Annotated in this window: 16 protein-coding genes; 9 read left to right on the top strand and 7 right to left on the bottom strand. The window is 73.6% G+C overall.

Going from position 1 to position 16,245, the window contains the following annotated elements; genetic code table 11:
• Position 1 precedes the first annotated feature (1 nt).
• The 3 genes from FB563_RS01540 to FB563_RS01550 all read right to left on the bottom strand — a co-directional run bounded on the left by FB563_RS01540 (position 2) and on the right by FB563_RS01550 (position 2,934).
• Complete coding sequence (locus tag FB563_RS01540; RefSeq protein ID WP_142218412.1) at positions 2-493, bottom strand: methylated-DNA--[protein]-cysteine S-methyltransferase; 492 nt, start codon at positions 491-493, stop codon at positions 2-4.
• A 12-nt stretch (positions 494-505) separates the two neighbouring features.
• Entirely contained in the window at positions 506-1,984 is a 1,479-nt protein-coding gene (locus tag FB563_RS01545; RefSeq protein WP_142218413.1) for an AlkA N-terminal domain-containing protein, read from the bottom strand.
• A gap of 71 nt (positions 1,985-2,055) precedes the next feature.
• A complete protein-coding gene (locus FB563_RS01550; protein ID WP_142218414.1) occupies positions 2,056-2,934 on the bottom strand; it encodes a methylenetetrahydrofolate reductase in 879 nt (292 codons plus the stop codon).
• Between the two features lie 427 nt (positions 2,935-3,361).
• Here FB563_RS01550 and FB563_RS43755 point away from each other — a divergent pair, with 427 nt between their 5' ends.
• From FB563_RS43755 to FB563_RS01575, 4 genes are all read left to right on the top strand, one after another.
• Positions 3,362-3,820 (top strand): hypothetical protein, encoded by a 459-nt coding sequence (locus tag FB563_RS43755; protein ID WP_244329039.1) that lies wholly within the window; start codon positions 3,362-3,364, stop codon positions 3,818-3,820.
• Positions 3,720-4,361, top strand: a complete 642-nt coding sequence (locus FB563_RS01560) for a B3/B4 domain-containing protein (RefSeq protein ID WP_244329040.1) — start codon at positions 3,720-3,722, stop codon at positions 4,359-4,361. Before FB563_RS43755 ends, FB563_RS01560 begins: the two co-directional genes overlap by 101 nt.
• 17 nt (positions 4,362-4,378) lie before the next feature.
• Positions 4,379-6,409 (top strand): aminotransferase class I/II-fold pyridoxal phosphate-dependent enzyme, encoded by a 2,031-nt coding sequence (locus tag FB563_RS01570; protein WP_244328989.1) that lies wholly within the window; start codon positions 4,379-4,381, stop codon positions 6,407-6,409.
• 121 nt (positions 6,410-6,530) lie between these two features.
• On the top strand, positions 6,531-7,034 hold the full coding sequence (locus tag FB563_RS01575; RefSeq protein WP_055707377.1) for a hypothetical protein: 504 nt from the start codon (positions 6,531-6,533) through the stop codon (positions 7,032-7,034).
• Positions 7,035-7,107: 73 nt separating this feature from the next.
• Here the strand turns inward: FB563_RS01575 and FB563_RS01580 are convergent, their stop codons facing one another.
• From FB563_RS01580 to FB563_RS01595, 4 genes are all read right to left on the bottom strand, one after another.
• A complete protein-coding gene (locus FB563_RS01580) occupies positions 7,108-7,617 on the bottom strand; it encodes an O-acetyl-ADP-ribose deacetylase (protein WP_055707376.1) in 510 nt (169 codons plus the stop codon).
• Positions 7,614-9,032, bottom strand: a complete 1,419-nt coding sequence (locus FB563_RS01585; protein ID WP_199832878.1) for a phytoene desaturase family protein — start codon at positions 9,030-9,032, stop codon at positions 7,614-7,616. The genes FB563_RS01580 and FB563_RS01585 overlap by 4 nt, the downstream gene beginning before the upstream one ends.
• 282 nt (positions 9,033-9,314) lie before the next feature.
• A complete protein-coding gene (locus tag FB563_RS01590; protein WP_142218416.1) occupies positions 9,315-10,163 on the bottom strand; it encodes an inositol monophosphatase family protein in 849 nt (282 codons plus the stop codon).
• Positions 10,164-10,255: 92 nt separating this feature from the next.
• Entirely contained in the window at positions 10,256-12,070 is a 1,815-nt protein-coding gene (locus FB563_RS01595) for a gamma-glutamyltransferase family protein (RefSeq protein WP_142218417.1), read from the bottom strand.
• A gap of 482 nt (positions 12,071-12,552) precedes the next feature.
• Between FB563_RS01595 and FB563_RS43760 the strand changes: the two genes are divergently transcribed.
• The 5 genes from FB563_RS43760 to FB563_RS01620 all read left to right on the top strand — a co-directional run bounded on the left by FB563_RS43760 (position 12,553) and on the right by FB563_RS01620 (position 16,232).
• Entirely contained in the window at positions 12,553-13,059 is a 507-nt protein-coding gene (locus FB563_RS43760) for an SAV_915 family protein (protein ID WP_244328990.1), read from the top strand.
• Positions 13,056-13,361, top strand: a complete 306-nt coding sequence (locus FB563_RS01605; RefSeq protein WP_142218418.1) for a DUF6317 family protein — start codon at positions 13,056-13,058, stop codon at positions 13,359-13,361. Before FB563_RS43760 ends, FB563_RS01605 begins: the two co-directional genes overlap by 4 nt.
• Positions 13,361-14,659 (top strand): WXG100 family type VII secretion target, encoded by a 1,299-nt coding sequence (locus tag FB563_RS01610; protein ID WP_142218419.1) that lies wholly within the window; start codon positions 13,361-13,363, stop codon positions 14,657-14,659. The genes FB563_RS01605 and FB563_RS01610 overlap by 1 nt, the downstream gene beginning before the upstream one ends.
• Before the next feature lie 37 nt (positions 14,660-14,696).
• Positions 14,697-15,173, top strand: coding sequence for a hypothetical protein (locus FB563_RS01615; protein WP_244328991.1), 477 nt, complete (start codon positions 14,697-14,699; stop codon positions 15,171-15,173).
• A gap of 366 nt (positions 15,174-15,539) precedes the next feature.
• Positions 15,540-16,232, top strand: a complete 693-nt coding sequence (locus FB563_RS01620; protein ID WP_142218420.1) for a hypothetical protein — start codon at positions 15,540-15,542, stop codon at positions 16,230-16,232.
• The last annotated feature ends 13 nt before the right edge of the window (positions 16,233-16,245 follow it).

Here is a 16,245-nt window from a genome sequence, read left to right on the forward strand (position 1 = left end):
GCTAGAACAGGGCGGTCCCCCGTTCGAAGTCCAGCAGGCGGCGTTTGCGGGTCAGGCCGCCGCCGTAGCCGGTGAGGCTGCCGTCGGAGCCGACCACGCGGTGGCAGGGGACGATGATGCCCACGGGATTGCGGCCGTTGGCGAGGCCGACCGCGCGGGAGGCGTGGGGATTGCCGAGGGCGTCGGCGAGCTGGCCGTAGGTGCGGGTCTCGCCGTAGGGGATGCGGGTGAGCTGTTCCCAGACGCCGCGCTGGAACGGTGTTCCGCGCAAGGCGAGTTGGAGGGTGAACCGCCTCAACTCGCCCGCGAAGTAGGACGTCAGCTGTTCCCGCGCCACGGCGAAGGCGGGCAGGCTGTCGTCCCGGGGGCCGAAGTCCTCCTCGGGTGGCCGGTGCCGCTGGCCGGCCATGTAGAGGCCGCACAGGGTGCCGTCGGCATCGGCGACCAGGGTGAGCGGGCCGTACGGGCTGTCGATCACGGTGTGGGACGTCATGGGGGAACCTTCTTACACGGGCAGGAAGTTGATCGGGTGGCCGTCGGTCGCCCACAGGTACTGCACGGCGTACGCCCGCCAGGGCCGCCATGCCTCGGCGCGGGCGGTGAGCGCGGCCGGGGTGGAGGGAAGGCCCAGCTCCTGTGCCGCGCGCCGGATGCCGAGGTCGGTGGGGAGGAAGGCGTCGGGGTCGCCGAGGGCGCGCATGGCGATGACGTCGACCGTCCACGGTCCGAAGCCGGGCAGGGAGAGCAGACGGGCGCGGGCTTCCGCCCAGTCGGACTCGACTCCCAAGTGGAGTGTGCCCTCGGCGAGTTCGCGGACCAGGGTGGTGAAGGTGGTGCGCCGGGTGCGCGGCATCGCCAGGGTCTCGGGGTCCACGGCCGCGAGGGCTTCGGGGGAAGGGAAGAGGTGCGTGAGGCCGCCCTCGGGGTCGTCGAGGGGCTTGCCGTGCGCGGTGACCAGGCGGGCCGCGTGGGTCCGGGCGGCGGCCGTGGAGACCTGCTGTCCGAGGACGGCGCGGACGGCGAACTCGGCCTCGTCGACCGTGCGCGGCACCCGGCGGCCGGGGGCCTTGTCGACCAGCGGCGCGAGCAGCGGATCCGTGCGCAGCCGGTCGTCGACGGCGACGGGGTCGGCGTCCAGGTCGAGCATGCGGCGGCAGCGGCTGATCGCCACGGGCAGGTCGCGCAGATCGCTGAGGGTGAGGCGGCAGGCGATGTGATCGGGGCGGGGCGTGAGGGACACGATCCCGTGACCGTAGGGCAGGCGCAGCGTGCGCCGGTACGCGCTGTCGCGCCATTCCTCGACGCCGGGTACGGCGGTGGCGGCGAGGTGGCCGAAGAGGTTGGAGGGGTTCAGCGGGGCACGGAACGGCAGCCGCAGGCTCAGCACGCCCGGCGTACCGGCCCCGGACCTCGGCGCGCGGGCGCGCAGCTCGCTCGGAGTCAGGGCGAAGACCTCGCGGACGGTGTCGTTGAAGGCGCGGATGGAGGAGAAGCCGGCCGCGAAGGCGACCTCCGCCATGGGCAGCGCGGTGGTCTCGATGAGCAGCCGCGCGGTCTGGGCGCGCTGGGCGCGGGCGAGCGCCAGCGGGCCCGCCCCGAGTTCGGCGAGCAGCTGCCGCTCCACCTGACGGGTGCTGTAGCCGAGCCGGCCGGCGAGTCCGGGCACGCCCTCGCGGTCCACGACACCGTCGGCGATGAGCCGCATGGCGCGGGCCACCAGGTCGGCGCGCTGGTTCCACTCCGGGGAGCCGGGGCTGGTGTCCGGGCGGCAGCGCTTGCAGGCCCGGAACCCGGCCTGCTGGCAGGCGGCCGCGCTCGGGTAGAAGGTCATGTTCTCCGGCTTGGGCGGGACGACGGGACAGCTGGGCCGGCAGTAGATCCGGGTGGTCAGAACGGCCGTGAAGAACCACCCGTCGAACCGCGCGTCCTTGGACTGCACGGCGCGTACGCAGTGCTCCCGTTCGAGGTGGGCTGCTGTCTGCATGCGTCCAGCATCGGCCACCCGCGGCCTGCATCGCTGGCGGAAATCCGACACCAGCGTCGGCCTGCCTGCTTCTACGGGACTTGGGGTACGGCCTGCCGGAACCCCGCGATCCACTCGGCGGTGCGGCGCAGCCCGCCGAACGTGTAGAAGTGCACCTTCACCACGCCGTGCCGCTCCGGGTCGTAGCGGTGGGCGAGCGCGTGCAGGAAGCGGTCCGGGCCGGTCGTACCCATGAGGTTGGTCAGCGAGAAGCCGTACTTGCGGGCGACGGAGGCGCTGGTGGCGACCCCGAACCGGGTGGCGTGGCCGAGCAGCCGGCGTACGCCCGCCGGGCCGGGCACGCCGATGCGCACGGGCAGGTGCACGCCCCGGGCGCGGGCGGCCTCCAGCCAGGTGAGGACGGGGTCGACGTCGAAGCCGAACTGGGTGATGACATCGCCGGCGAACCGGTGCGCGCCGAGGGCCGCGGTCTTGTCGGTGAGCGCGGTCCACAGGGTGCCGTCGGCTATCGCGGGGTGGCCCTCCGGGTAGCCGCAGATGCCGACGTGCCGGACGCCGTGGCGCTGGAGCAGGCCGGTGCGCAGGACGGCGAGGGCGTCCGCGTAGGGGCCCTCGGGGCGGGCGGGGTCGCCGCCGACGACGAGGACGTTCTCGGCGGTGCCGTCCTCGGCCAGCCCGGACAGGAACTCCTCGAGAGCGGCCCGGGAGGGCAGGCGGCGGGCCGAGATGTGGGGCACGGGGACGAAACCGAGCCGTTTGACCGCGCGGGCGGCCGCCAGCCGCATGCCGAGGTCCTCCCCGGCGAGGAAGGTGATGTTGATCCGGGTGCCCTGCGGGATGCTGTCCTGTGCCTCCTCCAGCCGGGGCACGTCCTTGCCGGTCATCTCCAGCGAGAAGTCATCCAGCAGCGCGGCACCGACCGCCGGGGTGACGGTGAGAGCGGGGTTCATCGTGCTCCTGGTTTCTCCTGGTACGGCGGCGTCGGGGCCCCGGCCGATGATGTCACGCGCAGGCGGCGGGGCCTCGGCCGGGGCGGCCGGGTCGGGTGCGCCGTAGGTGCCGGATGCCTCCGCCGACCCGCTCGAGGTGCATCTCGTACGGCAGTCGGAGACGCCCGCCGGGGTCACCTTCGCCGCCGACCGCGGCGCCGGGGAGGTCACCGCCCTGCTGCGCGCCGCGCACGAGGCGGGCGATCCCGAGGGACTGCTCGCCCAGCGGCTGTACCCGGTGCTGGACGCGGACGGCGAGCTGACCGGTGTCGTCACCTGCGGCATGCCGGTCCACGCCGATCCCGCCGACGCCATCCCGCTCGGGGAGCCGGCCCGGCCGGCGGTCACCGCGCACCCCGACGAGACCCTGCGGGCGCTCGCCAACCGCATGGCCCAGCACCAGGTCACGCGACTGCTGGTGGTCACCCGGGAGCCCCGCCCCCGCGTCGGGGGCATCATCAGCCTGCGCCATCTGCTGACCGCCCGCCGCATCGACCTGCACGAGGAGCACCACGCGGAACGCTTCCCGACCCTGCGGGCCCGGCGCGCCACGGCCCCCGGCGACGAGCTGACGAGCCGCGGCGGCCAGCGGGTTATGGACCGGTCATACGCACCGGCTTTGGCCCTGGTGACCGGACCACCGCACCGGCATGGTGGTGTTCCCGAACCCGAGGAGGTCCCTGACCATGCGATTCCGGCACGCGGACACCATCTGGGCCACGTTTCCCGAACTGGCCTCCGGCGCGCTGTACGCCGACGGCGTCGGCGCCGGTGCGGACACCGCGCCGCGCGCCGCCGGGTACACCGCCCGCGCCCTGGACCGGCTGGCCGGCGCCACCGAGGGTGAGTTCCCCGAGGTGCTGGCCTGGCGGCGGACGTTCAGCCGGACGGGGGTGAAGCCGACACAGTACCGGTGCGCCTCCGAGTCGCTGCTGCGGCGGCTGCGGAAGGAGGGGACGCTGCCGCGCATCCACCCGCTGGTCGACCTGTGCAACGCGCTGTCGGTGGCGTACGCGGTCCCGGTGGCGGTCCTCGACGTGGACCGGATCACCTGGCCGCTGCTGGAGGTGCGGCCGGCCCTCGGCGACGAGACGTACACCGCGTTCGGCGGTGGCGTCGAGCATCCCGCGCCCGGTGAGGTGACCTTCGCCGACTCCGCGGGTCGCGCGCACGCCCGGCGCTGGAGCCACCGGCAGAGCGGCCACTCGGCGGTCGGCGAGCACACCCGCCGGGTGCTGGTGGTCGCGGAGGCCATGCACGACGGCGGCGCGGAAAGCGTGCCCGAGCTTGTGAAGACGCTCGAGGAGGAGGTGGCGGCGCACTGGGGCGCCGCCACGGAGAGCGCCGTGCTCACCCGGGCCGCGCCGGACTTCGTCTTCGACGGCTGAAACCGGCGCATGACAGCATGACCAGGGTGGACGAGGAGCGACAGGCGAGGACCGGTGCGGGCGAACTCCCCGGCCCCGGCTCGGACTTCCTGCAGCTGGCGGCCGGTGATGTGCCCTCCGGCAGGAAGGCCGAGTGGCTGGCCGGGCGGCTGCGGCAGGCGATAGCGGACGGCCGTCTGGCGGTGGGCAGCAGACTCCCGCCCACCCGGGTGCTGGCCGGCGAACTCCGGGTCTCCCGCGGGGTGATCACCGAGGCCTACCGCCGCCTCGCCGAGGACGGCCACCTGGAGGGCCGCCGCCGCGGGGGCACGGTGGTGGTGGCGGCGCCGTTCGCTCCGGTACGAGGCGTCCGCGGCGAGGCTGCGGGAGCCTGCGCGTCGCCGAAGGGCCCTGAGCGTGCCGCACCGGGCAGGCTGCTGCCGAGGACGCCGGCGACTCCGTCCGTCGACGCGTCCGCGACGCCGGGCACCGGCGTGACCGGCACCGCATGGCCGGGCACGTCCGGCACCGAGTCGTCCGGCCCGCCCGGAGCTTTGGGCACGGCGTCGCCCGACTCGTCCGGCACATCGGGCGTCAACTCACCTGCTTCGTACGGAACGTCCGGCACATCCAGCGACAGGTCACCCGGCCCGTCCGGCACATCGGGCGTCAACTCACCCGCTCCGTACGGAACGTCCGGCACATCCACCGCCGACTCACCCCGCCCGCCCGACTCACCCCGCCCGCCCGGCACATCCCGCGCCTTGCCGTGCAGTCCGTCCGGGGCCGTCCCCCATCCCGCACCCGGCACGTCCCGGTCCCAGGGCCCCGGGTCACCGCCCTCCCACGCGCACCGCCCGCCCTCGTCCCCTCGCGCGTCCCGCCGCCCCCCACGGCCCGCCGCCGCCCCCACGCACCCCACCGCGCCCGCGACGCCGTTCTTCCCGGCCCCCGGTGCCGACGTCTTCGACGCGTTGCGGGAGGCGCCGGCCGCCATCGACCTCACTCCCGGGCGCCCGGATCTCAGCACCTTCCCGCGCGCCGCCTGGCTGCGGGCCGAGCGTGCCGTGCTCGCGGACCTCTCCGCCGAGCACCTCGGATACGGCGACCCCCGCGGCGCCCCGGTGCTGCGGCGGGCCGTCGCCGGGTGGCTGGCGCGGATGCGGGGCGTGCGGGTGGCGCCGGACGAGGTGCTGATCGTCGCGGGCACCGCGCAGGCACTCACGCTGCTGCACCCGGTGCTGCGGGCGGACGGCGTCGATGCCGTCGCCGTGGAGGATCCCGGCTCGCTCGGGGCCCGTCAGCACCTGGACAACGGGGGCCTGGCCACCCCGCCGGTGCCGGTCGACGGGGACGGGGTACGGGTGGACGCGTTGCGCGCGACGGGCGCCCGCGCGGTGCTGCTCACGCCGGCCCACCAGTTCCCGACCGGCGTGGTGACCAGCGGCGAGCGCCGGCGTGAGCTGCTGGGCTGGGCCCGGGACGGCGGTCTGATCCTGGAGGACGACTACGACGCCGAGCACCGCTACGACCGGCCGCCGGTCCCCGCCTTGCGGGCGCTGCTGGCCGACCGGGTGTGCTACATGGGCAGCGTGTCGAAGCTGCTCGCTCCGGCGCTGCGCATCGGCTGGCTGGTGGCACCGCCCCGCTATCGGGGAGACCTGGTCGACGCCAAGCGGTTCAACGACCTGGGCAACGCCGTGCTGCCGCAGCTGGTGCTCGCCGAGCTGATGGAGTCCGGTGGGCTGGAGCGGCAGCTGAGGCTGTTGCGGCGGCGGCACCGCGACCGCCGGGACGCGATGATCGCCGCACTCGCCGAGCACCTGCCCGGCGGCACCGTGCACGGCGCCGCGGCAGGCCTGCATCTGACGGTCACGTACACCGGGGACGTCCCGGACACCGAGCTCGCCGCCACCGCGCTGGCCCGGGGCGTGAAGTGCCAACCCCTGTCCTGGCACCGGCAGTTGCCCGGCCGGCCTGGCCTGGTCCTCGGCTACGCGGCCACCGCGCCGGGAGTCATCGCCGAGGGCGTGGCGCTGCTCGGCAGGACCCTGCGCGAACTGTCCTGACCCGCGCCCCTTGACGGTGATCGCGGCGGAGACGCGGCTGTGGAGACTGCTGATACTGGTACAGGAACCGGCCGCCGGGCCAGGACGTCACAGGGGCGTGCGGCGACGCGAGGAGGCAGCCGTGGAGTTGGAGCAGCGTGGACGCAGGCCGTGGCACGGGCGGCCGTGGTTCGGGGCCGCCCTGGTCGCGGTCGCCTGCCTGCTGACCGCCTGCGGACACGGTGGCTTCACGTCGCCTCGGGCCACCGGGGCTTCGGGATCACGGCCGTCGCCGCCGAGGGACACCACGACGACCCCGGCCACGGCCACCCCGCCGTCGGGCTGCGTCGCAGGCTCCGCCACCGTGGTCCATGGATCCGGGGACGCCTCCGCCCAGCACCTGTGCGTGCGCTCCGGTACGACGGTGACGGTCGTCCTGGAACCCCGCGTCCACGGCCCCTGGCCACAGCCGCGCAGCAGCAACCCGATGCTGGCGCTGGTGACCTCCTCCGCCACCGACGGCAAGGGCGTCACGCGGGTCACGGTGCGCGCCGCGCGCATCGGGGCGGTGACCGTGACATGGGGTCCCCAGAGCGCGCCGCTCTTCACGCTTCGGCTGAGCGTGGCGGCGTACCCGGTGCAGTGAACCCGGACGCGGCGTACGGGTCGCGATCAGTCCTTACGGCCCGGCGGGGCGACCTCGTACCCTACGGCCTCGATCAGCCAAGCTGCGCCGCGAACGCGTCGTACGCCCGCTCGTCGAAGAGGACGAAGCGCACCTCTTCCACGGAGGTCGGTGTGTTGCGCACGGTGTCCAGGGCGATCCGTGCCGCGTCCTCCATCGGCCACCGGTACACGCCGGTGGAGACGGCCGGGAACGCGACCGTACGGGCGCCGAGTTCGTCGGCGGCCTTCAGGGACTCGCGGTAGCAGGAGGCGAGCAGTGCGGAGCGGTCCTCGCTGCCGCTGTACACCGGACCCACCGTGTGGATGACCCAGCGGGCGTCGAGTTCACCCGCCGTCGTGACGACCGCCTGACCGGTGGGCAGGCCCTTGCCGTACCGGGAGGCGCGCAGGGCGCGGCACTCCTGGAGGATGGCGGGGCCGCCGCGCCGATGGATCGCGCCGTCGACTCCGCCGCCGCCGAGCAGGGAGGAGTTCGCCGCGTTGACGATCGCGTCGGCGCTCTGCCGGGTGATGTCTCCCTGGACGAGGGTGATGCGGGTCATGTCTGCCTCAGTCTTCGCCATACGGCCTTGGCCGCGTTGTGCCCCGACATACCGTGCACGCCGGGCCCCGGCGGGGTGGCCGAGGAGCAGATGAAGACGGCCGGATGGGGGGTGCGGTACGGGAACAGGGACAGTCTGGGGCGCAGCAGCAGTTGGAGTCCGGACGCCGCGCCGCAGGCGATGTCGCCGCCGACGTAGTTGGCGTTGTGGGCGGCCAGCTCGGCGGGGCCGGCGACGGCGCGGGCGAGGACACGGTCGCGGAAACCGGGGGCGAACCGCTCCAGTTGGCGTTCCATGGCGTCGGTGAGGTCACCGGACCAGCCGTTCGGGACATGGCCGTACGCCCAGAAGACCTGCTTGCCCACGGGCGCCCGGGTCGGGTCGACGATGCTGGGCTGCACGGTGATCAGGAAAGGCCGGCCGGGGGCACGGCCCTCGCGCGAGGCGGCGCGCAGGGCGGTGGAGATCTCGTCCTTGTTCGCGCCGATCTGCACGGTCGTGGCGGCGCGGGCCTCGGGCGCGGTCCAGGGCACCGGGCCGTCCAGCGCGTAGTCGATCTTGAACACGCTCGGGCCGTAGCGGTAGTGGGCGTAGGTGTCACCGAAGCCGGCGATGCGGGCCAGAGCGGTGGGTGAGGTGTCGAAGACGTACGCTCGCGCGGGCGGCAGGTCGTCCAGACGCTTGACCTCGTAGTCGGTGTGCACGGCGCCGCCGAGGTCTTTCAGATACCCGGCGAGGGCGTCGGAGATGGCCTGGGAACCGCCGCGGGGCACTGGCCAGCCGCGGGCGTGCGCGGACAGGGCGAAGACCAGGCCGACGGCGCCGGTGGCCAGGCCCCCGAGCGGCGCGATCACATGGGCCACCAGGCCGGCGAACAGCGCCTTGGCCCGCTCGTCCTTGAAGCGGCGCAGCAGCCATGTGGACGGCGGCAGCCCGGCCAGGCCGAAGCGGGCCAGGGTGACGGGGTCGCGCGGGAGGGCGGTCAGCGGCAGGGACATGAAGTCCCGCACGAGGGTGTCCCAGTGGGCCAGGAACGGCTCGACCAGTCTGCGGTACGCGCCCGCGTCCCGTGGCCCGAAGGAGGCGGCCGTCTCGGCCACCGAGCGGGACAGCACGGCCGCGGTGCCGTCGAGGAAGGGGTGCGCCATCGGCAGCTCGGAGTGCAGCCACTGCAGGCCGTAGCGGTCGAGGGGCAGGGCGCGGAACGCCGGTGAGTTGATACCGAGGGGGTGGGCGGCCGAGCACGGGTCGTGCCGGAAGCCGGGCAGGGTCAGTTCCTCGGTGCGGGCGCCGCCGCCCACGGTGGACTTCGCCTCGAACAGGGCCACGGAGAAGCCGCGGCGGGCCAGTTCCACAGCAGCGGTCAGTCCGTTCGGTCCCGCACCCACCACGACCGCATCGAGCATCGACGGCACCTTCGGACCCCTTCGTCAGCCGATGGCCACTCGGGGTCAGGATATGCCGGAGGACTGACATTCCCTCGGGCCGGGTGGCCGGGCGGCCAGGCGGCCGGGTGGCCAGGTGCCGGGCGGCAGCGCCGTTGGGGTGGGGACCGTTGTCGGGTGCCGGTCCGTGTCGCTTGTCGCGCCCACGCGGCGGAACCGCATGTCGACACAGCCCCGCGCCCTGGGGGCGAGGTCGCCGGCACCCGCGGAGCCGCCATGGCCTCCGCCGCACCGGGCACGCCCCCGTGGGCCTCAGGCCGTCGTGCGCAGCAGCTCCGCCACCCGGCGGGCGGTCGCGGTGTCGCGGGCCGCGGTGAACGGCAGTGCGTTGCCGCCGGTCACGCGGAACGGCTCGCCGTCGCGGGTGAGGTGCGTGCCGCCCGCCTCCTCGACCAGGAGCAGACCGGCCGCGTGGTCCCAGGCGGCCTCCCAGGAGAACGCGACGGCGTCCAACTCGCCCCGGGCGACGGCGAGATACTCCAGGCCCGCCGAACCGCAGGGGCGCGGGGCGAGGCCGTCGGTCCACAGGGCGCGCAGCGCACGCTTCTGCTCGTCCGTGGTGTAGTCCGGGTGGGACGTGGCGACGACGAGGTCCCGGCCGGGCGCGGGCGGGCCCGCGAACAGCCGCTCGCCGTCGAGGAAGGCGCCCTGACCACGGACCGCGGTGGCGAGCTGGTCGCGCGCCGCGGCGTAGGTCCAGGAGGCCAGGACGACGCCCCGGTGGGCGAGGGCGACCAGGGTGCAGAAGCCGTCGTCACCGTGCACGAACTGGCGGGTGCCGTCGACCGGGTCGACGATCCAGACCGGTGCGTCGCCCTGGAGGGCCGCGTAGGTCGCCGGGTCGGCGTGCACCGCCTCCTCGCCGACCACGACCGAGCCGGGCAGCAGGGCGCCGAGGTCGGCGGTGAGCCGCAGCTCGGCGAGCCGGTCGGCGTCCGTGACCAGGTCGTGGGGGCCGCTCTTCTGGTCCACCTCGTGCTCGGCGAGACGGCGGAAGCGGGGCAGGATCTCGGCCGCGGCGGCCTTGCGGACCGCTTCCTCCACGTCGGCCGAGCAGCGGGCGAGAAACTCGTCGATGGTTTCCGTCATTGCTTCGATCATGCCCTCCATGAGACCACGTCCCACTGACAATCCCCGCCCGCCCGGTGCACAGCGGGTGGAATCGGGATGAAGAACGGGTGCCGGACGATCACTCAGCGCCCGACCGCGTACCCCTGCATCCCGCGCGGGTTCGCCGCCGCCGACAGCACGCCGGTCTCCGGGTCCCGGGCCACCGCGCACAGGCGTCCCTCGGACCAGGCGGGGCCGATCGTGACGTCGTGGCCGCGTCGCCGCAGTTCCTCGACCACCTCGGCGTCCATGCGGGACTCCACGGTCACGCTGCCGGGGCGGTGGCCGCGCGGGTAGAAGGAGCCGGGGAAGCTGTCGTTGTGCCAGTTCGGGGCGTCGATCGCACCCTGGAGGTCGAGGCCGCCCCGGACCGGGGCCCGCAGGGTGGCCGCGAGGAAGAAGTGCAGCTGCCACTGGTCCTGCTGGTCGCCGCCGGGCGTGCCGAACGCCAGGACCGGCACGCCGTCACGCAGCGCGAGGGACGGGGTGAGGGTGGTGCGCGGGCGGCGGCCGGGGGTGAGGGAGTTCGGCAGGCCCTCCTCCAGCCAGGTCATCTGCAGGCGCGTGCCGAGCGGGAAGCCGAGCTCGGGTACGACCGGGTTGGACTGCAGCCAGCCGCCGCTGGGCGTGGCCGCGATCATGTTGCCCCAGCGGTCCACGACGTCCAGGTGGCAGGTGTCGCCGCGGGTCGTGCCGTCGGCGGCCACCTGCGGCTCGCCGGGGAGCTCCGCGACCGTCGGCTCACCGGCGCCCATCGGGTCGAAGCCGCGGTCGCCGGTCTCCACGCGCGCGTACGCCTGCGCCGGCAGCCGCGGGGTACGTCCGCCGGGACTGCCGGGCCGCGGCTCCCAGCAGGCCTTGGCGCCGACCAGGGCCCGCCGCCCGGCGTTGTAGCCGTCCGAGAGCAGCTCGGCGACCGGCACCTCGGCGGCGTCCCCGTACCAGGCCTCGCGGTCGGCCATGGCGAGCTTGCAGCCCTCGACCAGCAGGTGGACGTACTCGGCCGAGCCGTGGGCGGGCAGCTCGGGCGGGAGCAGGGCGAGCTGCTGGAGCAGGGCGGGTCCCTGGCTCCAGGGGCCGGCCTTGCACACGGTCCAGCCGTTCCAGTCGTAGGTCACCGGGGTCTCGTAGGTGGCCGACCAGCCGGCGAGGTCGGCCTCGGTGAGCGTGCCGGTGTGCCGCGCGCCGCTGGTGTCCATCGTGGGCCGCCCGGACTGCCGTACCAGGGCCTCGGCGATGAAGCCGGAGCGCCACACCTCGCGGGCGGCGTCGATCCGGGCCTCCCGGTCGCCGCTGCCCGCGGTCTCTGCCAGCAGCCGCTTCCAGGTCGCGGCGAGGGCGGCGTTCCGGAAGAGCTCACCGGGGCGGGGCGCCCGCCCGCCGGGCAGGTACACCTCGGCCGACGAGGTCCACTCGGTCTCGAACAGCTCCCGTACCGTCTCCACGGTCGCGCCGAGCTTCTCCACGGGCGCGTGCCCGTGTTCGGCGTATCCGACGGCGTACTTCAGCACCTCCTCCAGGGACTTGGTGCCGTGGTCGCGCAGGAGCAGCAGCCAGGCGTCGAAGGCGCCGGGCACGGCGGCCGCGAGCGGTCCGGTGCCGGGTACGAGGTCCAGCCCGAGCTCCCGGTAGTGGGCGACGGTGGCGCCGGCCGGGGCCACACCCTGCCCGCACAGCACGCGCACCTCGCCGCCGGCCGGCGCGAGCAGGATCGGTACCTCGCCGGCCGGCCCGTTGAGGTGCGGTTCCACCACGTGCAGCACGAACGCGCCGGCCACGGCGGCGTCGAACGCGTTGCCGCCGTCCTCCAGAACCGCCATCGCCGACTGGGAGGCCAGCCAGTGCGTGGAGGACACCATGCCGAAGGTGCCCTGCAGGGTGGGCCGGGTGGTGAACACGACAGACGTCTCCTCGGCTCGGGTACCTCGTCCGGGTGATCGTACGAGCGTGATCACCGTCCCGGGAACACGGTCGCGGACCCGCACCGTTGATCTGGTGCGGGAGGACGGCAGGGACGGCCTCCGGCTGGGTCAGACGGCGCCGATGTGGGCACACGCGGTATCGGACAAGCGGCCACCCCGAGCCGCGGGGTTCCATGGCAGCACCTGTCGCATATTCCTTGCAACAACTTGATTTGGCATCGTGACGCCGATGGATGAACCGAGTCGTTCCGCGCGCGGTACGGCCCGGCGCTTCCGGCCCGGCCGGAAGCCCCGGTTCAGCAATGGGTCAAGCGCTGACCTGGCGTCGGCCAAGCGGGCGTATGGGTTCCGTGTACGGCCGGCACCAGGTCCCGACATGGCAGGACTTGCCCTCTTGCCCGCTGGCTACCGTGGTGGGGCCCGATCGGCCACGCACGCACGGGGAAGAGGTGACGGCGATGGGGGCGCCGATACGTTCACGCCTGCTCGAATTCCTGGAGCCGGATCCGCCGGGAGGGACTCACCCGGAGCGGGAACCGGACACGCCTCGTTCCCATCTGATGGACCTCGTCGAGGCGGCACCTCCCCCGAACCCGGCCACGGACGACCGGCCCCGCCCCAAACCGGGAGTGCCTGCCTACGGCACGCCTGTGTTCGTGCCGGCCCATCCCAGGTCGGTCGCGGCGACGGGCAGCAGCGGGCGCCCGGCACGGGTGCCGTTCATCGTCTGCGAGCTGTTCGCCCACCCCGCGCACGGCACCGTGGCCTTCGCCTTCACCGCTCTGGACAAACTCGTGGAGGCCCTCGGCGAGGCACAGCCGTGGGTCGCCGCGTCGATCGGACCGCTGGCCGAGGCGATGGACGAGCAGGGCGTCACCGTGCTGCTCGATCCGCGGGTCGCGCCGGGAGAAGCCAACTGGCGGCCGGAGGACCTGGCCGCCTACGCACGGGAGGTGCGCCGGTGACGGCCGACTTCAAGGTCATCTACGACGACCTCGCCACACTGGCGAAGACCTTTCACGACCAGGCCGGCGACTACCGGAAGCTGAAACCGGACGTGACACCCCCCGTGGTCAGCGGCGGCGACCCGGGGCTGGACAGCGCGATCAAGGAGGTCGCCGACCTCATCCAGAGCCTGCACATCCTTCTCGCGGACCGGCTGGACGAGCACGGGGACAAGGCCGCGTACGCGCGTGACTCCTTCCACCGGCACGACGTGGACGTCCACGGTGTCTTCGAGGACCTCACCCCGGAGGACTGGCACTGATGGGCGACAGCTGGGTCGGGGGCGACATCGGCGGCCTTCACACGATGGCCGACACGTACAAGAACGCCAAGGACAAACTCGACGGCGTGGTGAAGCCGCTCAGCAATGCCGTCGAGAAGCTGGCGGGTGACGCGAGCTGGAAGGGCGACGCGGCCGAGACCTTCCGCGGCAAGTGGAGCGAGGACGAGATCACGGCCGGCGGTTTCGCCGAGCTGGTGCACCAGGCGGGCACCATCCTGGGCACACTCGCCGACGCGCTGTCGACCTGTGAGACGTCCCTGCAGAACGCGCAGCACATCGCCGCCGGCAAGGGCGTGGTGACGGACGCCAAGGGCGCCCCGCAGCCGATCATGACGGCGGACCCGCCGAGCGCGCAGGACCAGAAGACGATCTCCGCGATGAACGAGTACGCCAAGGTGCGCGACGAGATCCTGCACACGGCCCAGCACGCGCGGCTGACCGCGGCGCAGCAGCTGCAGGGCCTGTACGACCAGGTGACGTCGAAGGACGGTGCGACCTCCACCGGGGACAAGGTCACCATCGCCGACTACCTCCGCGGCCTGTACGCGTACGACGCCGAGGACGCCCGAGCGGGGGGTATCGAGGCCCGCAAGCACATCGATGCGGCCAAGAGCGAGGCGCAGGCCGCCAAGAAGGAACTCCGGGCGGAGCGCAAGGCGTTCCAGAAGGCGGGCAAGGCGCTGCCGAAGGACCTCCCCGCCAAGAGCGCCTACCGTGACGCGGTCACCAAGGTCGACGCGCTGGAGCAGGACCTCGCGCGTGCGGACCACGGCAGCACCGCGCTGCCGTACGACCGTGCGCTCAACGTGAAACTGGCCGATGCGGCCGAGGCGTTGCGCGTGGGCGAGGGCCTGGAGAAGGTCCCGGACTTCCTCAAGGAGATACCGGTCCTGGATGTGGCCGCTGCGGGTGCGTGCGGGCTGCTGGAGGCGTCCGACGACCATGACAAGGGCTGGTCCTGGCAGCACTCGATCGCGGTCGACGGCGGGGCGAACATCGCGGGCCTGGCGGCCGGCACCGCCATCACGGCGGGTCTCGTCGCGCTCGCTCCCGTCGATGTGCCCGTGGCCGTGGTGGCCGGGGTCGGCGGCGGCATCGTGATCGGCGCGACCGGCATCATCGACCACTCCTTCCACGAGCACTGGAGCGAGGACATCCACGACCACGGAGTGGTCGGCGGCATACTCCATGGCTCGGGTCACGTCCTCTCCGAGACCGGGGACGACTTCGTGCGACTGAAAGACGATGTGTGGCATGGCATCAAGAGCATCTTCTGAGGGTGCGGCTTCCGCGGCCCCCGTCCGGATTCCCGCTGTGCAGGGGCTGGGCACCACGTGGTACGAGCGCGGCTCGCGCTACTGGCTGCGCCGGACCGTGACCGCCCTGCTGTGGCTCGCGGTGCTGGCCTTCTGCTGTTACATCGCCCTGGTTCTCTACGGAAGCTTCCTCGCCGAACTGCCGTCGCCCGTCGGTGTGGTGTGGGACGGGGCGCAGGCCGTGGCATCCCTTGTGGCACTGGTCTGGGGATGGCGCGTACAGCGCCGGGACCATCACAGGAAGCTCCTCGACCCGCCCGCGCCCGACGCGTTCCGCGCCGCCAAGCGGGACCAGGGCCGCCGTACCCCCGGTCTGGTGGTCGCCGGTCGTGTCCTCTGGCTGGTCGCGGCGCCCGTCATGCCCGCGCTGGCCGCCTGGGTCGTCGGCTGGACCCTCGCCATGCTCACCGTCCGCGAGTACCCCAGCGAGGTCGGCGCCCGCCGCTGGATGCAGGAGCACCCCGCCGGACCATGACATCGGCCCTCCCCCGGCCGGAATCCCCTCCCGCCGAAGCCCAGCAGAACCTGGCACCAGAACGGCACACCCCACCGGCTGCCCCGCTCAACCGCGACCCCGTCCTGATCACCACCCCAGTCACACCGACGCCCGCCGCCCCACGCGATCAGCCGGCTGGTCGCCCGGCTCACCGTCCACGCGCACCCCGCCGAGGGCTGGAGGTGCAAAACGGGCAGATGCGTACGTCGTGAAGGCTCTGCCGTAACCGCCCGCGCACGCTGCGAGTTTCCGCTTCCGCCCCACAGGGAGTCGTGTGACACTGGCGTCCCACGTCCACCCCTGCGGATCCCTTCCCTGCCTCCTCCCCCACATGAGAAGTGCGCCGTGCGTTCTCTTCCTCTGCCGCTCGCCCTCACCGCGCGGATCTCGCCGGTCGCGGTCCTCGCCTGTGCCGGCTGGGCGCTGACGTCCGGCCCCGCCGCGCCGCAGGCGGCCGCCGGGCACCAGACCGCCCAGCAGACGTCCACCCAGTCGTCGGCGTCGTCGTCCTCCGACCCGTCGTCCACCGCGGCGGCGAAGGCGTACAGCGCCGCGCCCTCCCCCTGCACCAGCGTGCCCGCCGCGACCGTCAAGTCCCTGGTGCCGGGAGCGAAGACGAGCGGCAAGGAGATCCCCTCGACCGACGCCAAGCTGCGCCGCACCTGCTCCTGGAACGCCCTGCAGGGCTACGACTACCGCTGGCTCGACGTGTCCTTCGAGATCAGCGGGTCGGACCAGGAGGCGACGCAGGAGTACCAGCAGCGGGTGAAGGAGAAGAGCGGCGGCGGAGCCGTGCCGGGGCTCGGGAACAGCGCCTACTCGGTCGTCAACCTCACCACGGAGGACAAGCAGCAGACCCGCGAGGGCGTGGTGATGGTCCGGGTGTCCAACGCCCTGGTGATCGTCACCTACAACGGCAGCAACTTCGACACGAAGAAGGCGCCCGGCACGGACGAGATCAACAAGGGTGCCATCCAGGCGGCGCGGGCCGCGGTGGGCGCGCTCGGGGGCGGGCAGTCGGGGTCGAACTCCGGCTGACCGCCCCGGACGC

This window comes from Streptomyces puniciscabiei, from assembly GCF_006715785.1.
GTDB classification, from domain to species: domain Bacteria; phylum Actinomycetota; class Actinomycetes; order Streptomycetales; family Streptomycetaceae; genus Streptomyces; species Streptomyces puniciscabiei.

Bases quoted from the DNA above. Each gene is read 5' to 3' on its own strand.
- FB563_RS01590 (WP_142218416.1), bottom strand. From the start codon at position 10,163: ATGATCGAAGCAATGACGGAAACCATCGACGAGTTTCTCGCCCGCTGC.
- FB563_RS01580 (WP_055707376.1), bottom strand. From the start codon at position 7,617: ATGACCCGCATCACCCTCGTCCAGGGAGACATCACCCGGCAGAGCGCC.
- FB563_RS01540 (WP_142218412.1), bottom strand. From the start codon at position 493: ATGACGTCCCACACCGTGATCGACAGCCCGTACGGCCCGCTCACCCTG.
- FB563_RS01545 (WP_142218413.1), bottom strand. From the start codon at position 1,984: ATGCAGACAGCAGCCCACCTCGAACGGGAGCACTGCGTACGCGCCGTG.
- FB563_RS01570 (WP_244328989.1), top strand. From the start codon at position 4,379: ATGACCAGGGTGGACGAGGAGCGACAGGCGAGGACCGGTGCGGGCGAA.
- FB563_RS43755 (WP_244329039.1), top strand. From the start codon at position 3,362: ATGGCCCAGCACCAGGTCACGCGACTGCTGGTGGTCACCCGGGAGCCC.
- FB563_RS01610 (WP_142218419.1), top strand. From the start codon at position 13,361: ATGGGCGACAGCTGGGTCGGGGGCGACATCGGCGGCCTTCACACGATG.
- FB563_RS43760 (WP_244328990.1), top strand. From the start codon at position 12,553: ATGGGGGCGCCGATACGTTCACGCCTGCTCGAATTCCTGGAGCCGGAT.
- FB563_RS01550 (WP_142218414.1), bottom strand. From the start codon at position 2,934: ATGAACCCCGCTCTCACCGTCACCCCGGCGGTCGGTGCCGCGCTGCTG.